At 37.6% G+C, this 19,773-nt stretch carries 13 protein-coding genes; 7 read left to right on the top strand and 6 right to left on the bottom strand.

Annotated elements, in window-relative coordinates; translation table 11 throughout:
• Nucleotides 1-316: 316 nt before the first annotated feature.
• The 7 genes from folP (at nucleotide 317) to ilvA (ending at nucleotide 8,587) form a co-directional block, all read left to right on the top strand.
• On the top strand, nucleotides 317-1,087 hold the full coding sequence (gene folP / locus SFA27_RS16290) for a dihydropteroate synthase (RefSeq protein ID WP_407298177.1): 771 nt from the start codon (nucleotides 317-319) through the stop codon (nucleotides 1,085-1,087).
• Between the two features lie 373 nt (nucleotides 1,088-1,460).
• The gene (gene ilvE, locus SFA27_RS16285; RefSeq protein WP_407293553.1) at nucleotides 1,461-2,333 is read left to right on the top strand and encodes a branched-chain-amino-acid transaminase; all 873 of its coding nucleotides are present in this window, start codon (nucleotides 1,461-1,463) and stop codon (nucleotides 2,331-2,333) included.
• 180 nt (nucleotides 2,334-2,513) lie between these two features.
• Nucleotides 2,514-4,196 carry a dihydroxy-acid dehydratase gene (gene ilvD, locus SFA27_RS16280; RefSeq protein WP_407293551.1) on the top strand — a complete coding sequence of 561 codons (1,683 nt, stop codon included), beginning with the start codon at nucleotides 2,514-2,516 and terminating at the stop codon, nucleotides 4,194-4,196.
• A gap of 6 nt (nucleotides 4,197-4,202) precedes the next feature.
• Nucleotides 4,203-5,927, top strand: coding sequence for a biosynthetic-type acetolactate synthase large subunit (gene ilvB, locus SFA27_RS16275; RefSeq protein WP_407293548.1), 1,725 nt, complete (start codon nucleotides 4,203-4,205; stop codon nucleotides 5,925-5,927).
• Nucleotides 5,928-5,937: 10 nt separating this feature from the next.
• Nucleotides 5,938-6,219: a hypothetical protein gene (locus SFA27_RS16270; protein ID WP_052184688.1), complete on the top strand. Its 282-nt coding sequence runs from the start codon at nucleotides 5,938-5,940 to the stop codon at nucleotides 6,217-6,219.
• Between the two features lie 47 nt (nucleotides 6,220-6,266).
• Nucleotides 6,267-7,313, top strand: coding sequence for a ketol-acid reductoisomerase (gene ilvC / locus SFA27_RS16265; RefSeq protein WP_047377062.1), 1,047 nt, complete (start codon nucleotides 6,267-6,269; stop codon nucleotides 7,311-7,313).
• The gene (ilvA, locus tag SFA27_RS16260; protein ID WP_407293543.1) at nucleotides 7,313-8,587 is read left to right on the top strand and encodes a threonine ammonia-lyase; all 1,275 of its coding nucleotides are present in this window, start codon (nucleotides 7,313-7,315) and stop codon (nucleotides 8,585-8,587) included. The genes ilvC and ilvA overlap by 1 nt, the downstream gene beginning before the upstream one ends.
• A gap of 116 nt (nucleotides 8,588-8,703) precedes the next feature.
• On the opposite strand, the gene SFA27_RS16255 is transcribed toward ilvA, so the two are convergent.
• The 6 genes from SFA27_RS16255 to alaS all read right to left on the bottom strand — a co-directional run bounded on the left by SFA27_RS16255 (nucleotide 8,704) and on the right by alaS (nucleotide 19,613).
• A complete protein-coding gene (locus SFA27_RS16255) occupies nucleotides 8,704-10,173 on the bottom strand; it encodes a M20/M25/M40 family metallo-hydrolase (RefSeq protein WP_407293540.1) in 1,470 nt (489 codons plus the stop codon).
• 8 nt (nucleotides 10,174-10,181) lie between these two features.
• Nucleotides 10,182-10,418 (bottom strand): hypothetical protein, encoded by a 237-nt coding sequence (locus SFA27_RS16250; protein ID WP_047377060.1) that lies wholly within the window; start codon nucleotides 10,416-10,418, stop codon nucleotides 10,182-10,184.
• Nucleotides 10,419-10,493: 75 nt separating this feature from the next.
• A complete protein-coding gene (locus SFA27_RS16245; RefSeq protein ID WP_407293537.1) occupies nucleotides 10,494-12,893 on the bottom strand; it encodes a DUF5686 family protein in 2,400 nt (799 codons plus the stop codon).
• 227 nt (nucleotides 12,894-13,120) lie between these two features.
• Nucleotides 13,121-14,935: a cytochrome-c peroxidase gene (locus tag SFA27_RS16240; protein WP_407293535.1), complete on the bottom strand. Its 1,815-nt coding sequence runs from the start codon at nucleotides 14,933-14,935 to the stop codon at nucleotides 13,121-13,123.
• Nucleotides 14,936-15,000: 65 nt separating this feature from the next.
• The gene (locus SFA27_RS16235) at nucleotides 15,001-16,479 is read right to left on the bottom strand and encodes a hypothetical protein (RefSeq protein ID WP_407293532.1); all 1,479 of its coding nucleotides are present in this window, start codon (nucleotides 16,477-16,479) and stop codon (nucleotides 15,001-15,003) included.
• Between the two features lie 530 nt (nucleotides 16,480-17,009).
• Entirely contained in the window at nucleotides 17,010-19,613 is a 2,604-nt protein-coding gene (alaS, locus tag SFA27_RS16230; RefSeq protein ID WP_407293529.1) for an alanine--tRNA ligase, read from the bottom strand.
• Nucleotides 19,614-19,773: the final 160 nt, after the last annotated feature.

Raw genomic sequence — 19,773 nt, 5'->3', positions numbered from 1 at the left:
GAGAGTGTTTTGAGGAAAGAGTTTCAAGATTAGATTTACCGGGTTTTGGGATTGATAGTGTAGGCTCTAACTTCCATTCTCCAGCTTCTGGCTTTCATCCACTAATTTCTAATTTCTAATTTCTAGCTTCTAATCTCTCATTAAACCTCATAAATCACTAATTTTGCACTACAAAATCAATTATCATTTATTAATTCTCACCCGCCAATAATAAATTCTCATGCTCTCCAACCCTCCAACTCTCCAACCCTCCAACGCTCCAACCTACTCAATCAACTGCAATGGCCGATTGGTACAACTGGATACTCCAAAAATCATGGGAATCCTGAATCTGACTCCGGATTCTTTCTCTGATGGTGGAAAATTTAATAATGAAAAATCAGCTTTGCAACATGCAGAAAAACTTTTGAAAGAAGGAGCTGAAATACTGGATATCGGTCCTCAGTCTACACGTCCAAATGCAGAATTCTTAAGTGCTGCAGAAGAAATAAACAGAATTGGAACTCTCATTTCTCTGATCAAAAAAGAATTTCCGGAAGCCCTTGTTTCCCTTGATACTTTTTATGCAGAAACAGTGAAATTCGGATTTAACGAAGGAATAGATCTGATTAATGATATTTCAGGTGGACAGTATGATGAAAAAATGTTTGATACAGCTGCTGAAACGAAGCTTCCTTACATTCTCATGCATGTAAATCCTTCCTACCAAACCATGCATGATAAAATAAAATTCGAAGATATTACGCTGGAAGTGAACCAATATTTTTCTAAAAAAACAAAAGAACTTTTAGAAAAAGGAGTGAATGATATCATTCTTGATCCCGGTTTTGGTTTCGGAAAAACAGTAGAAGATCAGATGAAAATGATTCACGAGATTGAATACCTGGGATTTGGAAAATTCCCTCTTTTAATAGGCATTTCCAGAAAGTCATTTATCTATAAACCTTTGGGGAAATCACCTCTTGACATCAATGAAGAAACGCAAAAACTTCACATGAAAGTATTGGAACAGGGAGCAAAGATTGTAAGGGTTCATGATGTGGCTGCAACAAAGGAAACATTGACTCGTTTTTTACGAAAAAAATAAAAAGTGTGAAAAAAAACTTGTGAGTAATTAAAAAGTTTATACATTTGCAATATGAATTTTACGAATCAGAAAAATATTATTGTCATTTCTATTATTGCTGTTGTCATTAGCAACAGGAAGGAAACGGCATTTTAAATAGATTTTAATTTAAATTATATATAAAACCGTTTCAAATTATGAAACGGTTTTTTTTTGTTTTAATTTTTTTTAGAGTACAAGAGTATGTATCAGTTATTATCAGTAATTATTATCGTCATTATTATTCCCTTACGTCTGTGAGAAGGAAGGTGTATGACTGTACATATATTGAGCCCTCTCACAACGTGAGAGGGCTTTTTTTATTCCCATTTTAATTTTTTTTAAACCTTATAACATGTATTACAACGACGACACGACCATCTACTTTGACGGAAAATTTATGAAAGCGAAAGAGGCCGGAACAGATCTCTACGGGCAGTCACTTCACTATGGTTATTCTGTTTTTGAAGGAATTAAATCCTACAGCACAGATCAGGGAACCAAAATCTTCAAAGCAAAAGAACATTATGAAAGATTGAGAAGATCAGCAGAACTGATGCATATCCCTTTTGATTATTCCGTAGAACAGCTTACTGATCTTACTTATAAACTTCTGGAACGTAACGGCTTCACAGATGCTTATATCCGTCCGTTGGTCACATGTTCACCCAATATGTCACTTTCAAAAGGACAAAAATCTTATCTGTCACTTCTTGCCTGGGAATGGAATAACGGCTATCTGGCAGATAAAATGAAAATTATGACTTCTCCCTTTCAACGTCCGAATCCTAAAGCTTTCAAGGTTGAAGCCAAAGTAGGAGGTCATTATGTAAATTCCATATTAGCCTGTCAGGATGCCAAAGATAAAGGTTATGATGAAGCGCTGGTACTGGATGAAAATGGAAATGTTGCCGAAAGCTCAGGTGCCAATGTTTTCTACGAAAAAGATGGTGTTTTATATACTCCGGCCAAAGGAAGTATCCTTCCGGGAATCACAAGACAAACTGTTATGGAGATCTGTAACGAGCTTGATATCCCTGTAAAAGAAACCTTTTTTAAACCGGAAGAAATGCGTGGTGCAGATGCTGGCTTTTTCTGTGGTACAGCAGCAGAAATTGTTGCCCTGGATTCCCTTGATGATGTTCCTTTCACCAGAAACTGGGAAGAGACTGCAAGTGGGAAAGTACAGCAGGCATATTTGAAATTGGTAAGAGTTCTGTCATTGTAAATTTTAATAATTTAAATAATTGATTGTCAATTAAGTATATCTATTTTTCAAACGGTTGAGTATTGTAGTTTTTAGAAAAACCGAAAATGAAAAGAATATTACAAAATGTAGTTTTGGATCAAAATTTAGTAAAGAACTCCATTTTATAGATAAGAAAAGAATAGAAAATGCAGGAAAAATATGTTAAATAAATATTCAAAAATATTCACGCAGAACAGTGAACAACCCGCAGCCAAAGCAATGTTGTACGGGATAGGATTTACAGAAGAAGATATGCACAAGGCTCAGGTCGGGATTGCCAGTATGGGGTATGACGGAAATACCTGCAATATGCATTTGAATGATCTGGCTCAGGTGGTAAAAAAAGGAACATGGAATCATGGGCTGGCCGGATTGGTTTTTAACACAATCGGAGTAAGTGACGGTATGAGCAACGGAACAGATGGAATGCGTTATTCTCTGGTAAGCCGTGATGTAATTGCAGACAGTATCGAAGCGATCTGCGGAGCACAATACTATGATGGATTGATTGCATTACCAGGCTGTGACAAAAATATGCCGGGAACCATCATAGCAATGGGAAGGCTGAACAGACCATCCATCATGGTGTATGGAGGAACGATTGCTCCCGGCTGCTACAAAGGTGAACAGCTTAATATTGTTTCTGCTTTTGAAGCTTTGGGTAAAAAGATTGCAGGAGAAATCACTGAAGAAGATTTTGATGGTGTTGTAAAGAATTCATGTCCAGGCGCTGGAGCATGTGGTGGAATGTATACTGCTAATACAATGGCTTCTGCTATTGAGGCATTGGGAATGAGTCTTCCGTATTCTTCTTCCAACCCTGCTTTAAGTAAAGAAAAACAGGAAGAGTGTCTTGAAGCAGGAAAATACCTGAAAGTATTATTGGAAAAAGATATCAAACCTTCGGATATCATGACCCGCAAAGCTTTCGAAAATGCTCTTCGTATGATTGTTATTCTCGGAGGAAGTACCAATGCAGTTTTACATTTTATAGCCATGGCAAAAAGTGTCGGAGTGCCGCTTACTCAGGATGATTTCCAGAAGATGAGTGATAAAACTCCTGTGCTGGCAGATCTAAAGCCAAGCGGAAAATACCTGATGCAGGATCTTTATGAACACGGAGGAATACCATCGGTAATGAAATATCTTCTAAACCAGGGATTATTACACGGTGATTGCTTAACAGTAACCGGAAAGACGTTAGCTGAAAATTTAGAACATGTTCCCGATCTGGATTTTAATACACAGAAAATCATAAAACCATTGTCAGAACCTGTAAAAGCTACAGGACACCTGAGAATATTATATGGAAATCTTGCTGAAAAAGGAAGTGTCGCCAAAATCACAGGTAAAGAAGGGGAGCGTTTCGTAGGAAAAGCCCGTGTATTTGATGGTGAAAAAAATCTGATCAGAGGAATTCAGGATGGAACCGTACAGCATGGCGATGTCATTGTCATCCGTCATGAGGGTCCGAAAGGAGCTCCAGGAATGCCGGAAATGCTGAAGCCTACGAGTGCACTGATTGGTGCAGGTTTGGGAAGCAGTGTTGCCTTGATTACAGATGGAAGGTTTAGCGGAGGAACCCATGGCTTTGTAGTAGGGCATATCACTCCGGAAGCTCATGAAGGAGGTCTGATAGCCTTTGTAAATGATGATGATCTGATTGAAATTGATGCTGTAAACAACACCATACAGCTCAAAGTTTCAGGAGATGAAATAGAAAGAAGAAAGAAAGGATGGCAAAAACCACCTCTTAAAGTACAGAAAGGATTGCTTTATAAATATGCATTAACAGTATCATCAGCGGCAGAAGGCTGTGTAACGGACGAAATCACTCAATAAAAGTATATGGAAAATCTGAATTTATCAACAGAAATACAACTTAGCGGAAGTCGGATCATTCTTGAAGCTTTTCTTCAGGAAGGAGTGAAAACCGTTTTCGGATATCCGGGTGGGGCTATTATTCCTATTTATGATGCCCTTTACGACTATCAGGAGAATCTGAATCATATACTTGTACGTCACGAGCAAGCGGCAGTACATGCAGCACAGGGCTTAGCAAGAGTCTCTGGAGAAGTCGGGGTTGTATTGGCTACCAGTGGTCCGGGCGCAACTAATCTCGTAACTGGTTTGGCCGATGCTCTATTGGATAATACCCCTTTAGTATGTATTACAGGGCAGGTTTTTGAACACCTTCTCGGAACCGATGCCTTTCAGGAAATAGATGTAATGAACGTTACAAGTCCGGTTACCAAATGGAATTATCAGGTGACCGATGCTAATGAGCTTCCCGAAGTATTGGCAAAAGCATTTTACATCGCAAAATCAGGCCGCCCTGGCCCTGTATTGATTGATGTAACCAAAAACGCCCAGCTGCAATCTGTTGATTATAAAGGATATTCTCCATGTTATTCATTGAGGAGTTATAAACCAAATCCTGATCCATGTTTTGAAAGTATTGAAAAAGCTGCATTGTTGATTAATGAGGCAGAAAAACCATTCATCATTGCAGGGCAGGGGATTATGTTGGGGAAAGCTGAAAAAGAGTTCTTAGAGTTTGCCGAAAAATCAGGAATCCCGGTGGCATGGACGGTTTTAGGAATGAGCGCCATTCCTACCGATCATCCACAAGCTGTAGGAATGGTAGGAATGCACGGAAACTATGGTCCGAATATATTAACCAACGAATGCGACGTTCTGATTGCTGTCGGAATGCGTTTCGATGACCGCGTGACAGGAAGATTGGATCAGTATGCGAAACAGGCGAAAATCATTCATCTTGATATAGATAAAGCTGAGATCAATAAAAATGTAAAAGTTGATGTTCCTGTTCTTGGAAACTGCAAACATACGCTTCCATTTCTTACAAAATGGATTGTAAAAAGAGAATATCCGGAATGGCATGAGAAATTTAAAAACTGTCATGAAATTGAAAGTATTAACCTAATCAATACTGAACTTTATCCTGAAGAAGGAGAAATCACAATGGGAGAAGTAATCCGCCACCTGAATGAGATGACAAAAGGTGAGGCAGTGATTGTAACCGATGTGGGACAACATCAGATGGCAACTTGCCGCTATTCTCACTTCAAACATTCCCGAACCAACGTAACAAGTGGAGGGCTGGGAACAATGGGATTCTGTCTTCCTGCCGCAATAGGAGCATCCTATGCAGAGACAGGTCGTCCTGTTATTGCTGTCATGGGAGATGGTGGAGCTCAAATGAATATTCAGGAACTGGGAACTATAATGCAGTACCATCCGGAAGTAAAGATATTAATTCTGAATAATTGCTATCTGGGAATGGTAAGGCAGTGGCAGGAATTGTTTCACGAAGAAAGATATTCCTCAGTGGATATTCAGAGTCCCGATTTCGTTCAGGTGGCAAAAGGATATAATATCCCGGGAAACAGAGTATCTGAGAGAGAAGATCTGAAATGGGCACTCCGTGAAATGCTCGATCATAAAGGGGCTTTTCTCCTTGAAGTGATGACGGGAAAAGAACACAACGTATTTCCGATGATCCCACAAGGAAAAAGTGTTTCGGAGATTGTATTAAATAATAAAGCTTAAAAATAAAAAGATGAAAACAGATCATAAAGAATACACCATTACAGCGTATACAGAAGATTATTTAGGGTTGATCGGCCGGATTAATGCTATTTTTTCAAGAAGAAGAATTTCTATGGTGACCTTCAATGTAGGTCCTTCCGAAATAGAAAAAGTAAAAAAGTTTGTCATCGTTATCAGAGAAACTGAAGACTCTGTTCAGAAGATCAGCAGACAAATGGAAAAACAGGTAGATGTTCTGGAAGTACATTATCACAGAAATCCATACCTGACGGCAGTAGAATATGCCAGCTAAGAACAAAAATTAAACATCACAATCAATAATAAATAAAATCAAAAAAAATGGCAAAATTGAATTTTGGAGGAGTAGAAGAGAACGTAGTAACAAGAGAAGAATTTTCGTTGGAAAAAGCTCAGGAAGCATTAAAAGATGAAGTCGTAGCAGTAATTGGATATGGAGTACAGGGACCCGGACAGGCTTTGAACCAGAAAGATAACGGAATCAATGTGATTGTAGGACAGAGAAAAAACTCCAAATCATGGGATAAAGCAGTAGCAGACGGATTTGTACCGGGAGAAACTTTATTTGAAATCGAAGAAGCACTAGAAAAAGGAACTATTATCTGTTATCTTTTGAGTGATGCCGCACAGATTGAATACTGGCCAAAAGTAAAACAGCATCTTACCCCAGGAAAAGCATTATACTTTTCTCATGGTTTCGGAATCACATTCAGCGAGCGTACGGGAATTGTTCCTCCAGCCGATGTAGATGTATTTCTGGTAGCACCAAAAGGTTCAGGAACATCATTGAGAAGAATGTTTCTACAGGACAGAGGTTTGAACAGCAGTTTTGCCGTTTATCAGGATGCTACAGGAAAAGCCAGAGAAAGAGTAACAGCATTAGGTATCGCAATCGGAAGCGGATATCTTTTTGAAACAGACTTTAAAAAAGAAGTATACAGTGATCTTGCCGGAGAACGTGGAACATTGATGGGTGCTGTACAGGGAATATTTGCCGCTCAGTATGATGTATTGAGAAAAAATGGACACAGCCCTTCCGAAGCTTTTAATGAAACGGTAGAAGAACTGACTCAGTCATTAATGCCTTTGGTAGCAGAAAACGGAATGGACTGGATGTATGCCAACTGCAGTACAACCGCTCAGAGAGGAGCTTTAGACTGGTGGAAGCGTTTCAGAGATGCTACTTCGCCTTTGTTTGAAGAACTATATGACAATGTAGCGAAAGGAAATGAAGCACAACGTTCGATTGACAGCAACAGCAAGCCGGATTATCGTGAAAAACTGGAAGCCGAACTGACTGAGCTGAGAGAAAGCGAAATGTGGAAAGCTGGTAAGACGGTACGAAGCCTGAGACCAGAAAACAACTAATGACCAAACAGATGATGAAAGAGGGAATAAGTTCCTCCGTTTTAGAGAATGTCTATAAAGCGGAGGAACGATTAAGAAATGTAGTGGTAAAAACACCTTTGGCTGTCAATAATAATTTGTCAGCTATTTATGAGTCGAACATTCGTTTTAAAAGAGAAGACCTTCAAAGGGTAAGATCCTATAAAATAAGAGGAGCCTATAATAAGATGGCAACCATGTCTGAGGAAGAACTTTCAAAAGGAGTTGTTTGTGCCAGTGCCGGAAATCATGCGCAGGGTGTTGCGTTTGCATGTCAGACCATGAAAGTAAAAGGAACTATTTTTATGCCTTTACCAACACCCGGACAAAAGCTTGAACAGGTAAAGATGTTCGGAGGAGAGTACATAGATGTTATTCTTTACGGAGATACTTTTGATGTGGCAAAAGATGCTGCAATGAGGTTTTGCAAAGATCATAACAGCGTATTTATTCATCCTTTTGATGATCCGGCGATTATTGAAGGGCAAGCAACAACAGCATTGGAAATTCTGGAACAGGCAGAAGGTATTGTTGATTATCTTTTTGTTCCTATAGGTGGGGGTGGGCTGGCAGCAGGAATCTGTACTGTGTTTCAGCATTTGTCTCCGCAAACAAAAATTATTGGAGTAGAGCCTTCCGCAGCAGCAAGCATGAAAAAAGCCCTTGAAAGAGGAAAACCTGTTCTTCTCGAAAAAATAAGCCGTTTTGTAGACGGAGCAGCAGTACAGAAAGTAGGAGACCTCACTTTCGAATGCTGTAAAAATATCCTGTACGATATGGCTACGGTAGATGAAGGACTTGTTTGTGAAACCATATTGTCACTGTATAATAAAGATGCTATCGTAGTAGAACCGGCAGGGGCGCTTTCAGTAGCTGCATTGGAAAAATACAGGGATGAAATAAAAGGTAAAAATGTAGTCTGTATCATCAGCGGAAGCAATAACGACATTACCCGTATGGAAGAAATCAAGGAAAAAGCATTGCTTTATGCAGGGTTAAAGCATTATTTCCTGGTCAGATTTCCACAGCGTCCGGGAGCATTGAAAACCTTTGTGATAGATGTGCTGGGCCCTGATGATGATATTACCTATTTTGAGTACACCCAAAAAAACTCAAAAGAAAAAGGAATTGCAGTAGTGGGAATTGCTCTGAAGCAAAACAAAGATTTCACCCCTTTGATTGATAAAATGAAACAATATGATTTTTTTGTCAACTATCTGAACAATGACCCTTCTCTGATGAATCTTCTTATTTAAAAGAGAAATATTTCATTTGCTTCAAGGCAAAAGAACAATGACAGATATTATTTTCGCAGATTCTAAAAACACAATGATGAAAAAAAGCTTCACAATCTGTGAAGCTTTTTTATTTTTTATCTTTCAAGCGAAAAATTTGAAATTACTTTTGGACGTTCTGCTTCGTTAGCAACTTTCCAGGATGTTCTGTACATCCATTCCGTCATTTTATACAATTTTTTATAATTGATGTTTTCAGATTCATCCTGAGGCGTATGGTACTGATCGTGCAGTACACTGGTGAAGAATATCGCAGGAATACCAATTTTAGCATAAGGAAGATGATCACTTCTGAAATAGAAATACTCAGCATGGCTCGGAGAATCCCAATCCTTCAGGTATTTGAATTTTGTACTCTCGTTATTGGCATCTTCAGCCATTTTTACAAGCTCTTCAGAGTTTTTGTGAGGAGCATTTCCTCCTAATAAAGCTGCTTCATTATTGTCATTTCTCCCGATCATATCACCGTTCAGAACAGCTACGATTTTCTCTTTCGGAACAACCGGATGAGCTGCATGCCATCTTGAACCTAGTAATCCTCTCTCTTCAGCTCCATGGAAAACAAACAGGATACTTCTTTTTCCCGGCTGTTTTTTATAAGCTCTCGCCATTGCCAGCATAGCAACACAGGTACTTGCATTATCATCAGCACCATTGTAGATGGTGTCATTCTTTACGGGATGTCTGATGCCGTCATGATCCTGATGTCCGCTTAGCAAAACATATTCGTTTTTAAGAACAGGATCTGTACCTTCTATTTTCCCGATAATATTAACGGATGGATATTTGTAACTTTCAGTGATCAGGTTCAGAGATGCTTTAGGATTGTTTTTTACCCAGCCGGCATTTTCTCTTTTGATCCATAGAACAGGAATATTATTCGTGATTTTTTCTCTTAATCCTTCCACACCGTAGCTTCCTCTTGTCATTTGAGGCAGCACTTCTACCCAGCTTTGTTCGGAAATATCATCCGTAATGAAAATAATGGCTTTAGCTCCCAGCTGAAAAGCTTTGTCATAATATTTATTCCTTACAAATCCAGGATATCTTCTTACAAAAAGAGTCATATCTTTTGATATATTTTTGTCGGAAGCATTTACGGCAAGTACTTTACCACTGATATTTAATTTTGCCAGATCTTCAGGTTCTGTGTTTCCGGCATACACTATTTCAGCATCTATAGAAGCGTTCACAGGTTCTGCTACCAGGAAATCTTTCCATAGCTTCAAACTATTCTCTCCAATTTTCAGGCTGCTTTGCGGAATAACCTGATGCCTGTACATATCAAAAAACTGAAAAAAAGTTCCGTTATCTCCGGCAGGCTTCATTCCGGCTTCTTTGGCTTTGTCAGCAAGCCACATAGAAACTTTCAGTTCATCCAGAGTTCCTGCTTCACGGCCCCAGAATTGGTCTGCTGCAAGCTGATACATATCGGTACGAAGATCAGATTCTTTGATGGCGGAAACCAAAGGCTTTTTATAATTCTGAGCATTTCCAATAGTAAACAGGAAGAGACTTAGCAGAGAAAAAACATAATTTTTATTCATCAAAATTTTTAATTGAAGTTAGTCAATTTTTCTGAAAACTGTTTTGAAAACTCTTTTCTGTCTTCCTCCAGTTTTTCCGGTGTAGAAGGCAGAATATAATTAAAAAGAATCTTGTCTTCATTATCTAAAAAGATGATTTCCTTTTCATTTCCGTCCATCATCTGTGAGAAAATGGCCCACATTGAAGTGTCTTTTAATTTTAATAATTCAAAAAACTGTTCTGCTTTGATTTCGATTTTCTGCATGATATTTTTTGTATAATGTATAATGTAAAATGTAAAATGTAAAATGTAAAATTTTTGCTGTAAAGATCGGAAATATTAAAATTCCAGAAACTTTAGCTTAAACTGGATGGCAAAGTTTTCTTTGAAATGAGGGGTTGCATAATAACCCACCCTGTAGAATAAGCCCAGGTTAAAGTAGCTGGAAAGGAAATTGTTCCATTCCAAACCGACTTCCTGATAAAGGTGGTCCAGTTTTCTGAACTTAAACTGATGGTATTCCGGATGCTTCATATCTCCGACAGTTCCTCTCAGAACAAAATCAAAGCTGGAAACATTGTGTCCGAAACTCTTAAAATACAATGGCAGCTTGTGAGTGAAGTAATAGGCTATAAACTTATCATTATAATATTTTCCTCCCTCCAGTGTAGCAAATCCAAGGTAAGATGTAAGGTTGAAATTGAAATCTTTACCGGGAGAAGCAAGTCCGTTCATGGTAAAGTTTTTCCATATTGGAGCTTCACCCAAAACAACACCTCCATATAATCTGAAACCGGTGGTCCCGATGGGGGTCTTGAAATTATGAACAAACAGGGCATCAAAACGGGAATAATTAAAGTTCCCTTGCAGCAGTTTGTAGCTCTGTTCATAATTAAAATACAGCTCAGGATATTTCTGGTCAATCAGAGACTTTCCCTGAGGAGTCATAATATTGGTAGAATTCGGAGAATATTTTAAGGTAAAAAGGGTGTTAAAATTTCTGTATGAAGTACCTCTGTCTCTGAACTGATAATCAAATTCGGCCTCCTCCGTATTTCGTCTTACGGCAAGCGCGAGGGTAAGACCGTTGGTCACATCATTCATATATGATAAAGAAGCTCCTTTGAAGTGAAAATATTTATCATTATTTAGGTTATTCCCGAAATTCATCGTTCTCATTTTGAAGTTCCAGAGTTTTCTGTTGAATTCTCCTGATGCTGTTACGTCATCATACACCTCAAATCTGAAAATTGAATTTTTTTCCAACGAGGTTTTCATATCGAGTCCCATTCCGTATTTCCATCTTCTGTCTTTTACACCGTATGCAAAATAATAATCCGGCGAAAAATAAGGATTGAAATTTTCATTAAGCTTGGCTTTTAAACCTAATCTGAAGCCTTCATAAGAGTTATAATTGACAATTTCATCCACCGCGAAATCTACTGAACCTACTCTGATCTGTCCGTTCAGTAATCCTGATAAAATCTGGGCTTTGCTGTCTATTTTATATTTTTTACCTAAACTGTCGATGGTCTTATAGGTATTTTGCTCTCTTTCGGTAAGAGGTTCGGTTCTGTAACGGTCCAGAGAATGACCGTCAATATTTTTTACAGAAAAGGTATACCCTTTGAAATCTTTAGGATTCTCTTCTATGGGAGCTTCGAAATCAAAATATTTTGAGGTAAGAAAAGCATAGGTTCCAAAGCTTTTTTTAGCTTTCTTATCATCAGTATGTTCCTTGTCGTCCATGGCCATTTTACCCATTTTAAGCTTGGTTTTTTCATGGGCAAGGAACCATTTGTTATTGTAGAATACCCATGTGCTGGTGATGATCCCGTCATTTTTATTTTTACTGAAATTTTCAATCTTTTTGATTCCGTAGGTCTCTGTATCTATATAAATGGCACCATTGTACTTTCGTTTTCTGTCCGGTTTTTTGTAATTCACTTCACGAAAACGGATTACAAAGTTTTTTCTCCCGTCAAGGGTAACAGTATCCGAAAGAAAGAACCTGTAAAGTCCTCTGTTTTCGGGCTTCACCTGTTCAGGAACAATATCTCTGTTACTCTGCTGGAGAGCGATCATTTCATAGATAGGCTGTTTCAGACCAGAAATTCTGTTGTCCAGAATATTGATCTTTTCGCCATATTTTTTTGAGTATAAAAACTCCTGGGCTCTTTCCCAGAGAAAGAGTTTACTTTTCGAAAATACTTTTCTTGCGGAAATATTATTCAATGAGTCTTTTTCCCTTTTTTTCTTGAAAATATTTAAATCATTAAAATACTGATTAAACTGGGAAAGGCTGTCCTCATCAATATCCAGGGAAATTTTTTCGTAAGATTTGTAAGAATAAGAGCCTAAACTTTTTGGAGAGTTTTCGTTAAACAGTTTATTTACTTTTTTCAGAATTTCCAAAGCTCTGGGATCACTTTTATCTTCAATAACTACAGCTTCAATACTGGTGGTTTTTGAAATTTTTTTGAGCAGGGAAATTTCCATGCTGCTTTCAACTGATATGGTTTCTTTCTGGTAAGAATCGGCATCAATATCAATGTTTTTGCATCCTGTTTTAAATTCCAAAACGCCCTGCTCATTAGTGTATCCAATGATGGAATTGTCACAGGATACTTTTGCATTAATAACAGGTTTCTGACTGGCGTCATCCACAATTTTAATCTTTGATTGTGAATACCCCAAAAAGCTAAGCAGAAAAAATAATAACAGTAATTCCCTTTTCATGTAAAAAAACTACGTCAAAATTAATGATATTTATTGTTGTAAAAAAGTTTTTAACAGAGTATAACATTGATTTAATCTAATGTTTTTATGGACTTTGTACCTTATAAAACTGAATAATGAAATGACTCAGATAGTCTTTCTGCCTTTTTTCAGAATTTCCAATAAAAAAACTCCTGAACAAATGATCCTCAGGAGTTTTAATTTTTTTATTTTGTTTGTAAATGGCTTTATCGATCATCCAGAGCTTTCATAAATTCAATAATATCATCTATTTCCTTATCGGTAAGCTGTAACGGAGCATCAGACAGTGTCTGGTTTTCTACTTTCAATCCAAAACCTTTTCCACCGCCTTTGTTATAGAAATTCATAACTTCTTTCAAAGTTTTGTATCCTCCATTGTGCATATAAGGAGCTGTTTTATTGATGTTTCTAAGTGTAGGAGTTTTAAAGGAATGCTGTAATGAAGGCACTGTTTCATGAAACTTACCTCTTCCCGGATCATTGTCAAGTGTTTTGTTTTCTCCGTTGATTGCCACACCTAAAACCTCTTGTTCGGTTTTCTTGAAATTAGGAGGAACTGTACCATTGAACAACGGAATAAAATGGCATATTGCGCATTGGGCTTTTCCAACAAAAAGATTGAATCCACGTTTTTGGCTATCCGTCATTGCTGATTTATTTCCTCTCATATAATCATCAAAAGCAGAATTGAATTTTGACAAAGAACGAATATAGCTTGCCAGCACATTCTGAAGCTGCCACACTTCCGTTTTTGGAGAATGATAAATCTTTTTAAATGCCGCCTGATAGTTTTTATCCTGATTAATTTTTGCCAGAATCACATTCAGATCACCATGCATTTCTTCTTTATTGGAGATGACATCCGAACTTTGCCCTTCCAGGTCATCCTTTCTCATATCCCAAAACTGACCGTGCTGATAGCCTGCATAGTTGAGAGAAGGAGCGTTTCTGGCAAGCTCTGAATTTTCCAGGGATATAGATCTTGCAAGCCCGTCAGTAAATGCTTTTTCAGGACTATGACAGGTTGCACAGCTTCGGTTATTGTTATTGGAAAGGATTTTATCATTAAAAAGCTGATACCCGAGAACTGCCTTTTCTTCGGAGAATGCATATTCTTTTCCTGGAGTGAAAGCATTAGGGTTAAAAGCATTTTTAGCAAAGAAAGTAACTGCATTTTTGTTTAAAGCAGTGGTTACCTCAACATCCGGAATTTTCTCCTGGTTTTTAAAATCCAGCATCAGAGTAGTGATCTTATTCAAATGATCAGGGATAAAACTGGCATAGTCAAACGTATTTTTGTCTGTGTTTTTTTTCAGAACTTCAACGGTTGAATTAATTTCTTCAATGATATTTTTTAATGCCCTGCCTTTCGACCGGTCGGTGGCAATTTGTTTCAATGTTTCCTTGATTCCTTCCAGCGCAGAAGGTATTTCCTGTAAAAATACTCCGGAAACAGGAGTGTCAAAACCTGCAATTCCCAAACTTGAAATTCTGAAAGTTTCCTGTCTTAAAGCATCAAAAACCTGATCTTTACTGATAGTTATCACCTGAAAGTTGGTTTCTATTGTATTGCTTTTGTTGATGAGCTTATTAAGCATTCTGATCACCTCATCTTTATTTCCTTTATCATACGGGTAGAACATCTCTTCCAAAACCTGCAGTCCTTCGGGCTCTATTTCTGTATGTTCATCCATTTCAATTTCAGGAAGGGCAGGTCCATTGATAAACCTCGCAGAGTGGGGCAGAAAGTACTCTACGGCCCATTCCATTTTTTTATAAGTTTTTCTGATATCCTGAAATTTTCCCTGAAGGAGCTTTTCGTCAGAATTTTTTGAAACCAGGGTTTTCAGTTCATTGATTTGTTTTTCAAAATCATCATTGGTTTTGATAATTCTGTTTTTTACAGAGCCAAGGTCTTCATACACAGGTTGCTGCTTGTCATTCTTACAATAATAGAGTGTAAAGAGTGCTGCTGCACAGTATAAGAAAAGGAGTATCGGGTATTTTGAAAGTTTATGCATAGGTATGAAAAAGTATCAACAGAGATTTTCTATTGATACTTTAATTTGATATGAAGAAATTAAAACTATTTTTCTACGTTTCTGATGATTACAATTTGTCCACCTTCTTTATTGGTGTTGATTCCGGAACCATCAGGGTTTTTGAATTTATCCAGCTGCCATGTGTGTGAGTGGATATTCACAGAGAATGTATTCGGAATTCCGATGATGTCTGAAATATCAACCATTGCTCCGAACTCCCAAGAACCGAACTTCTGCAGATCTCCGGACTGGTTGTAAGCAGTCTGCCATGCAGTGTCATTTCTGTTGTGCTTCATGTTCAGCCATGGCTTATATTGTTTTGTAGCAATATTCAGCTGCCATATATAAGAATCGTGGTTGGCATTTTTGTAATAAGAATCTCCGTCTTCCTGGATGTATACAAAATTTTCAGTAACACATAAGTTATCAGGATTAATCAGATTATTTCCCGGATTGGAATCTCCTTCTGCAACTACTTCCAGTTTTCCTGTCAGCATATTATTGGAGTTTAAAACAAGTTTGTACACTCGTCCCCACATTGTTAATCCAGCTTTCGGATTCACACCGTCAGAAGATTCTCCGGTAGCGGTAAAGTAAATTTCTCTTCCTTTTCCAGCTCCTTTTCTGTAATCTACGTCTTCTACTCTTGAAAAACGGATGGCATTATTATCAATGTTTTTCTGGTTAATCTGAGCTCCTGTAAGATTTTTAGCGTTAGGGATTTCTACAAATTCTACATCGTAGCTGCTTCCCTTAGTCATATCTGTTTCAGTATAGTTGCTGTTGGTTCTTTTTAAAGAATATAACTTTCCGTTATCAAGATCTCCCTGTGTATCGGCAACGTACATGATTAATTGTCCTGCAGACTGGTGGGAAGAAGAATAAGACTGGTCTTCACCAATGATGATATAAGTTTTTCCATTGGAAACATCCTTAGGAAGCGGAACTGCATTTTCCATGGAAGCCTTTCCCAATGCTGGTTTTACTCTTGTTTTGTCTGATGCCTGAGATACTGCTGCCAATGGATTCAAAGCATGAACCATACTTTCTTCACCAGATTCTCCGGCAGTAAGAAAAGCACTGAAACCATGAGTATCAGGAGTTGCCAGTGTAGCGGAACATAATCTTGTCATTCCTCCTGTTCCATTTAAGATATATTCTCCTTTTACAGGCTTAAATGTTTTATCCAGATATACTCTTGATACCGATTGTTTGATCTCATGATTGGTAATCATCAGATAGCCGTCAGAATTCGGATCTTTCATAATTCCCATTCCGTCCGGCTGGCCTCCAAAAACAAAATCAGGAGAACCTGAAAGAACATCAGAACTGGAGATTAGGGTTGTAATATTTAAATTCTCAAAACCTTGCATTCCATAAACGAAAGCCGGTTCTTTAGAAAAATTTTCAAGTTTGATTTTGTCATTGACAGGTGTATTCGAGTCCCCATTATTATCATCATTACAGCCTTGAAAAACAATAGCTGCAAGGAATAGAGCTCCAATAGTTTGGTTAATTTTCATAATTATATTTTTTGAATTTCGATTAAGACAAAACTAAAGGTCTATTGTTAACTAAGTTTTAAGAGGATAAAACAAATAGTTTAATATTAGGTAATGATTTGTTAAGATAAGGTCAATAATTAGAACGGGTATAAATAAGAAATACTCTTATTTTCAATGATTTAAATTTCTGTGCTTTTCTTTGAACATAAAAGGTTAATCCTTCAAGACTGTTTTATAAAGGCAGCTTAGAAAGCGATAATTATTCTGGTGAAACTATTTGATTATTAGTAGTTTTCTAAAATTATTTTAATCTCCCACTGATTTCACAGATTACACAGATGTTTGGGGAAGAATCTGCGTAATCTGTTTGATCTGAGAATAAATATTACATATCCTGGTAAGAATCAATGAAGTTGATTCAATTCTTTATCTCCTGAAAAAATAGTAAGCTTTAATAAAAATATAACTATCATACAGGGTAAAAACAAGTCCCGGCTGTCTCAATTCTGAGACAGCCGGGGCCAAAATTTATAATAGATGTTTCTATTTTAGATATTCAAAGCTTTTTGGTAAGCATTTTCCAGCCCTTCAAGGTTTTTACCACCAGCCGTTGCAAAGCCAGGGTTTCCACCACCACCGCCTTGGATTTCTTTTGCTAGATCCTTTACAATAGCTCCAGCCTGGTAATCTGCTGAAAGATCATCAGAAACTCCAACGGTAATCATTGGTTTTCCGTCTGCATCAGAAAGAATAATCGTTACTGAAGTTGGGATTTCTCTCTTTAACTGGAATACGATGTCTTTCACAGAACCTGAATCCAGAGAAGTTTTCTTTACAAGAAGCTGCTTGTTGCCTTTCTGCTCATAAGCATTCTTCCATTCTCCAATTTCTCCTTTTGCTTTTTCTTTTTTAAGAGCATCTACCTCAGCTTTTAATGATGTATTTTCTTCGATCAGTTTTTCGATAGATCTTACCACATCTTTAGACTTTAATAATTGAGAAAGTTCAATGATCTGTTTTTCAAGATTGTTGAAATATTCTTCAGATTTGTCTCCAGAAATGGCTTCAATTCTTCTGATTCCAGCTGCTGCAGAACCTTCAGAAGTGATTTTGAAATGACCGATTTCGCTGGTGTTTTTTACGTGAGTTCCTCCGCAAAGCTCTTTCGAACTTCCGAACTGGATCATTCTCACACTGTCACCATATTTTTCACCAAATAAAGCCATTGCTCCTTTTTCAAGAGCTTCCTGAATCGGAATATTTCTGAATTCCTGTAAAGCAATACTTTCTTTGATCTTTTTGTTTACTTTTTCTTCAATTAATGCCAGTTCTTCCTCAGTCATTTTGTTGAAATGAGAGAAGTCAAAACGAAGATAATCAGGACCTACATAAGAACCTTTCTGTTCTACGTGAGTTCCTAGCACATCTCTTAAAGCTTCATGCAGAAGGTGAGTCACAGAGTGATTAGCCTGAGAGTTTTTTCTTTCGGAAGCATTTACTTTAGCATAGAAAACAGCACCTGCATCTTTTGGAAGACCATTGATTAACGAAATAATCAATCCGTTCTCTTTTTTAGTCTCCAGTACTTCAAAGCTCTCAACAGCATTCTCAAGAACCCCTTTGTCACCAACCTGTCCACCTCCTTCAGGATAGAAAGGTGAACTGCTTAATACCACCTGGTAAAATTCTCCGTCTTTGTTTTCTACCTTTCTGTATCTTGTAATATAGGTTTCAGATTCAGTCTGGTCATAGCCTACAAATGTTTCAGGCTTCGATTCAAGATTTACCCAGTCATATACTTTCTGAGCAGAATCAGCTTTTGAACGAAGTTTCTGTTTCTCCATCTCAGCTTTGAAACCTTCTTCATCAATAGTTAATCCTTTTTCTTCAGCAATGATTCTTGTTAAATCATCAGGGAAACCATAAGTATCATACAGCTCAAAAACTTCCTCGCTTGGCAATACTTTCTGATTATTTGCAATAGTCTGCTGAATTAGCTTTTCAACTCTGATCAGACCGTTTTCAATTGTCTTTAAGAATGAATCTTCCTCACTTTTGATCACTTCAGAAACCAATTTCCCCTGCTTTTCAAGCTCCGGGAAGAAAGGTCCCATCTGCTCCTGCAGAACAGCAACCAATTTGTAAAGGAAAGGTTCTTTCATATCCAGGAATCGGTAAGAATAAGAAATTCCTCTTCTTAAAATTCTTCTGATTACATAGCCTGCACCTCCGTTTGAAGGTAATTGTCCGTCAGCAATAGCAAAAGAAACCGCTCTGATGTGGTCTACCACAACACGGATAGCAATATCTTTTTCATCTTCTAAAATTCCGGTGTATTTTTTCCCTGAAAGTTCCTCAACTTTAGAAATAAGCGGAGTAAAAACATCTGTATCATAGTTGGAAGACTTTCCTTGAAGCGCCATACAAAGACGTTCAAAGCCCATTCCCGTATCTACATGCTGAGCAGGAAGCTTCTCTAAAGATTTATCCGCCTTTCTGTTGAACTCCATGAAAACCAGGTTCCATACTTCAACAACCTGAGGGTGGTCATTATTTACCAGCTCAAGTCCTGAAACTTTTGCTTTTTCTTCTGGTGTTCTCAAGTCAACATGGATTTCTGAACACGGTCCGCATGGTCCGCTTTCACCCATTTCCCAGAAGTTATCTTTTTTATTTCCGTTGATGATTCTGTCCTCTGAAATATGAGATTTCCAGAAATCATAAGCATCCTGGTCTCTGTCCAGATTTTCTGAAGCATCCCCTTCAAAAATCGTTACGTATAAATTTTCTTTTGGAATTCCGTATACTTCAGTCAGTAATTCCCAGGCAAAAGCAATAGCCTCTTTTTTGAAGTAATCCCCGAAAGACCAGTTTCCTAACATCTCAAACATGGTGTGGTGGTAAGTATCTCTACCTACATCATCCAGATCATTATGCTTCCCTGAAACTCTAAGACACTTTTGGGTATCGGCAATTCTAGGGGCGGTAGGTGTTTTGTAGCCAAGGAAGAAATCCTTGAACTGGGTCATTCCGGAGTTGGAAAACATAAGGGTAGGGTCATCTTTCAGCACAATAGGAGCTGAAGGAACGATTAAGTGCTCCTTACTTTTGAAATAATCTAAAAATTTTTGACGTATCTCTTGTGATGTCATAGTATTGCTTTTGCTTTTTTAAATATCAAATTTTTGATAAGATGCAAATTTAAGATTTTTAAGCGATTTGTAATAATTTTATGCTATGTTTTGAATGATAACGACTTTGGCTAACGGATGTGTGGTAAACCTTATAGGTTTTCAAAACCTATAAGGTTTG

This window comes from Chryseobacterium sp. HR92, from assembly GCF_045689405.1.
Classification (GTDB): domain Bacteria; phylum Bacteroidota; class Bacteroidia; order Flavobacteriales; family Weeksellaceae; genus Chryseobacterium; species Chryseobacterium viscerum_A.
Note: the sequence above shows the minus strand (reverse complement) of the source record. Positions and strands in the feature narration are given on the sequence as shown.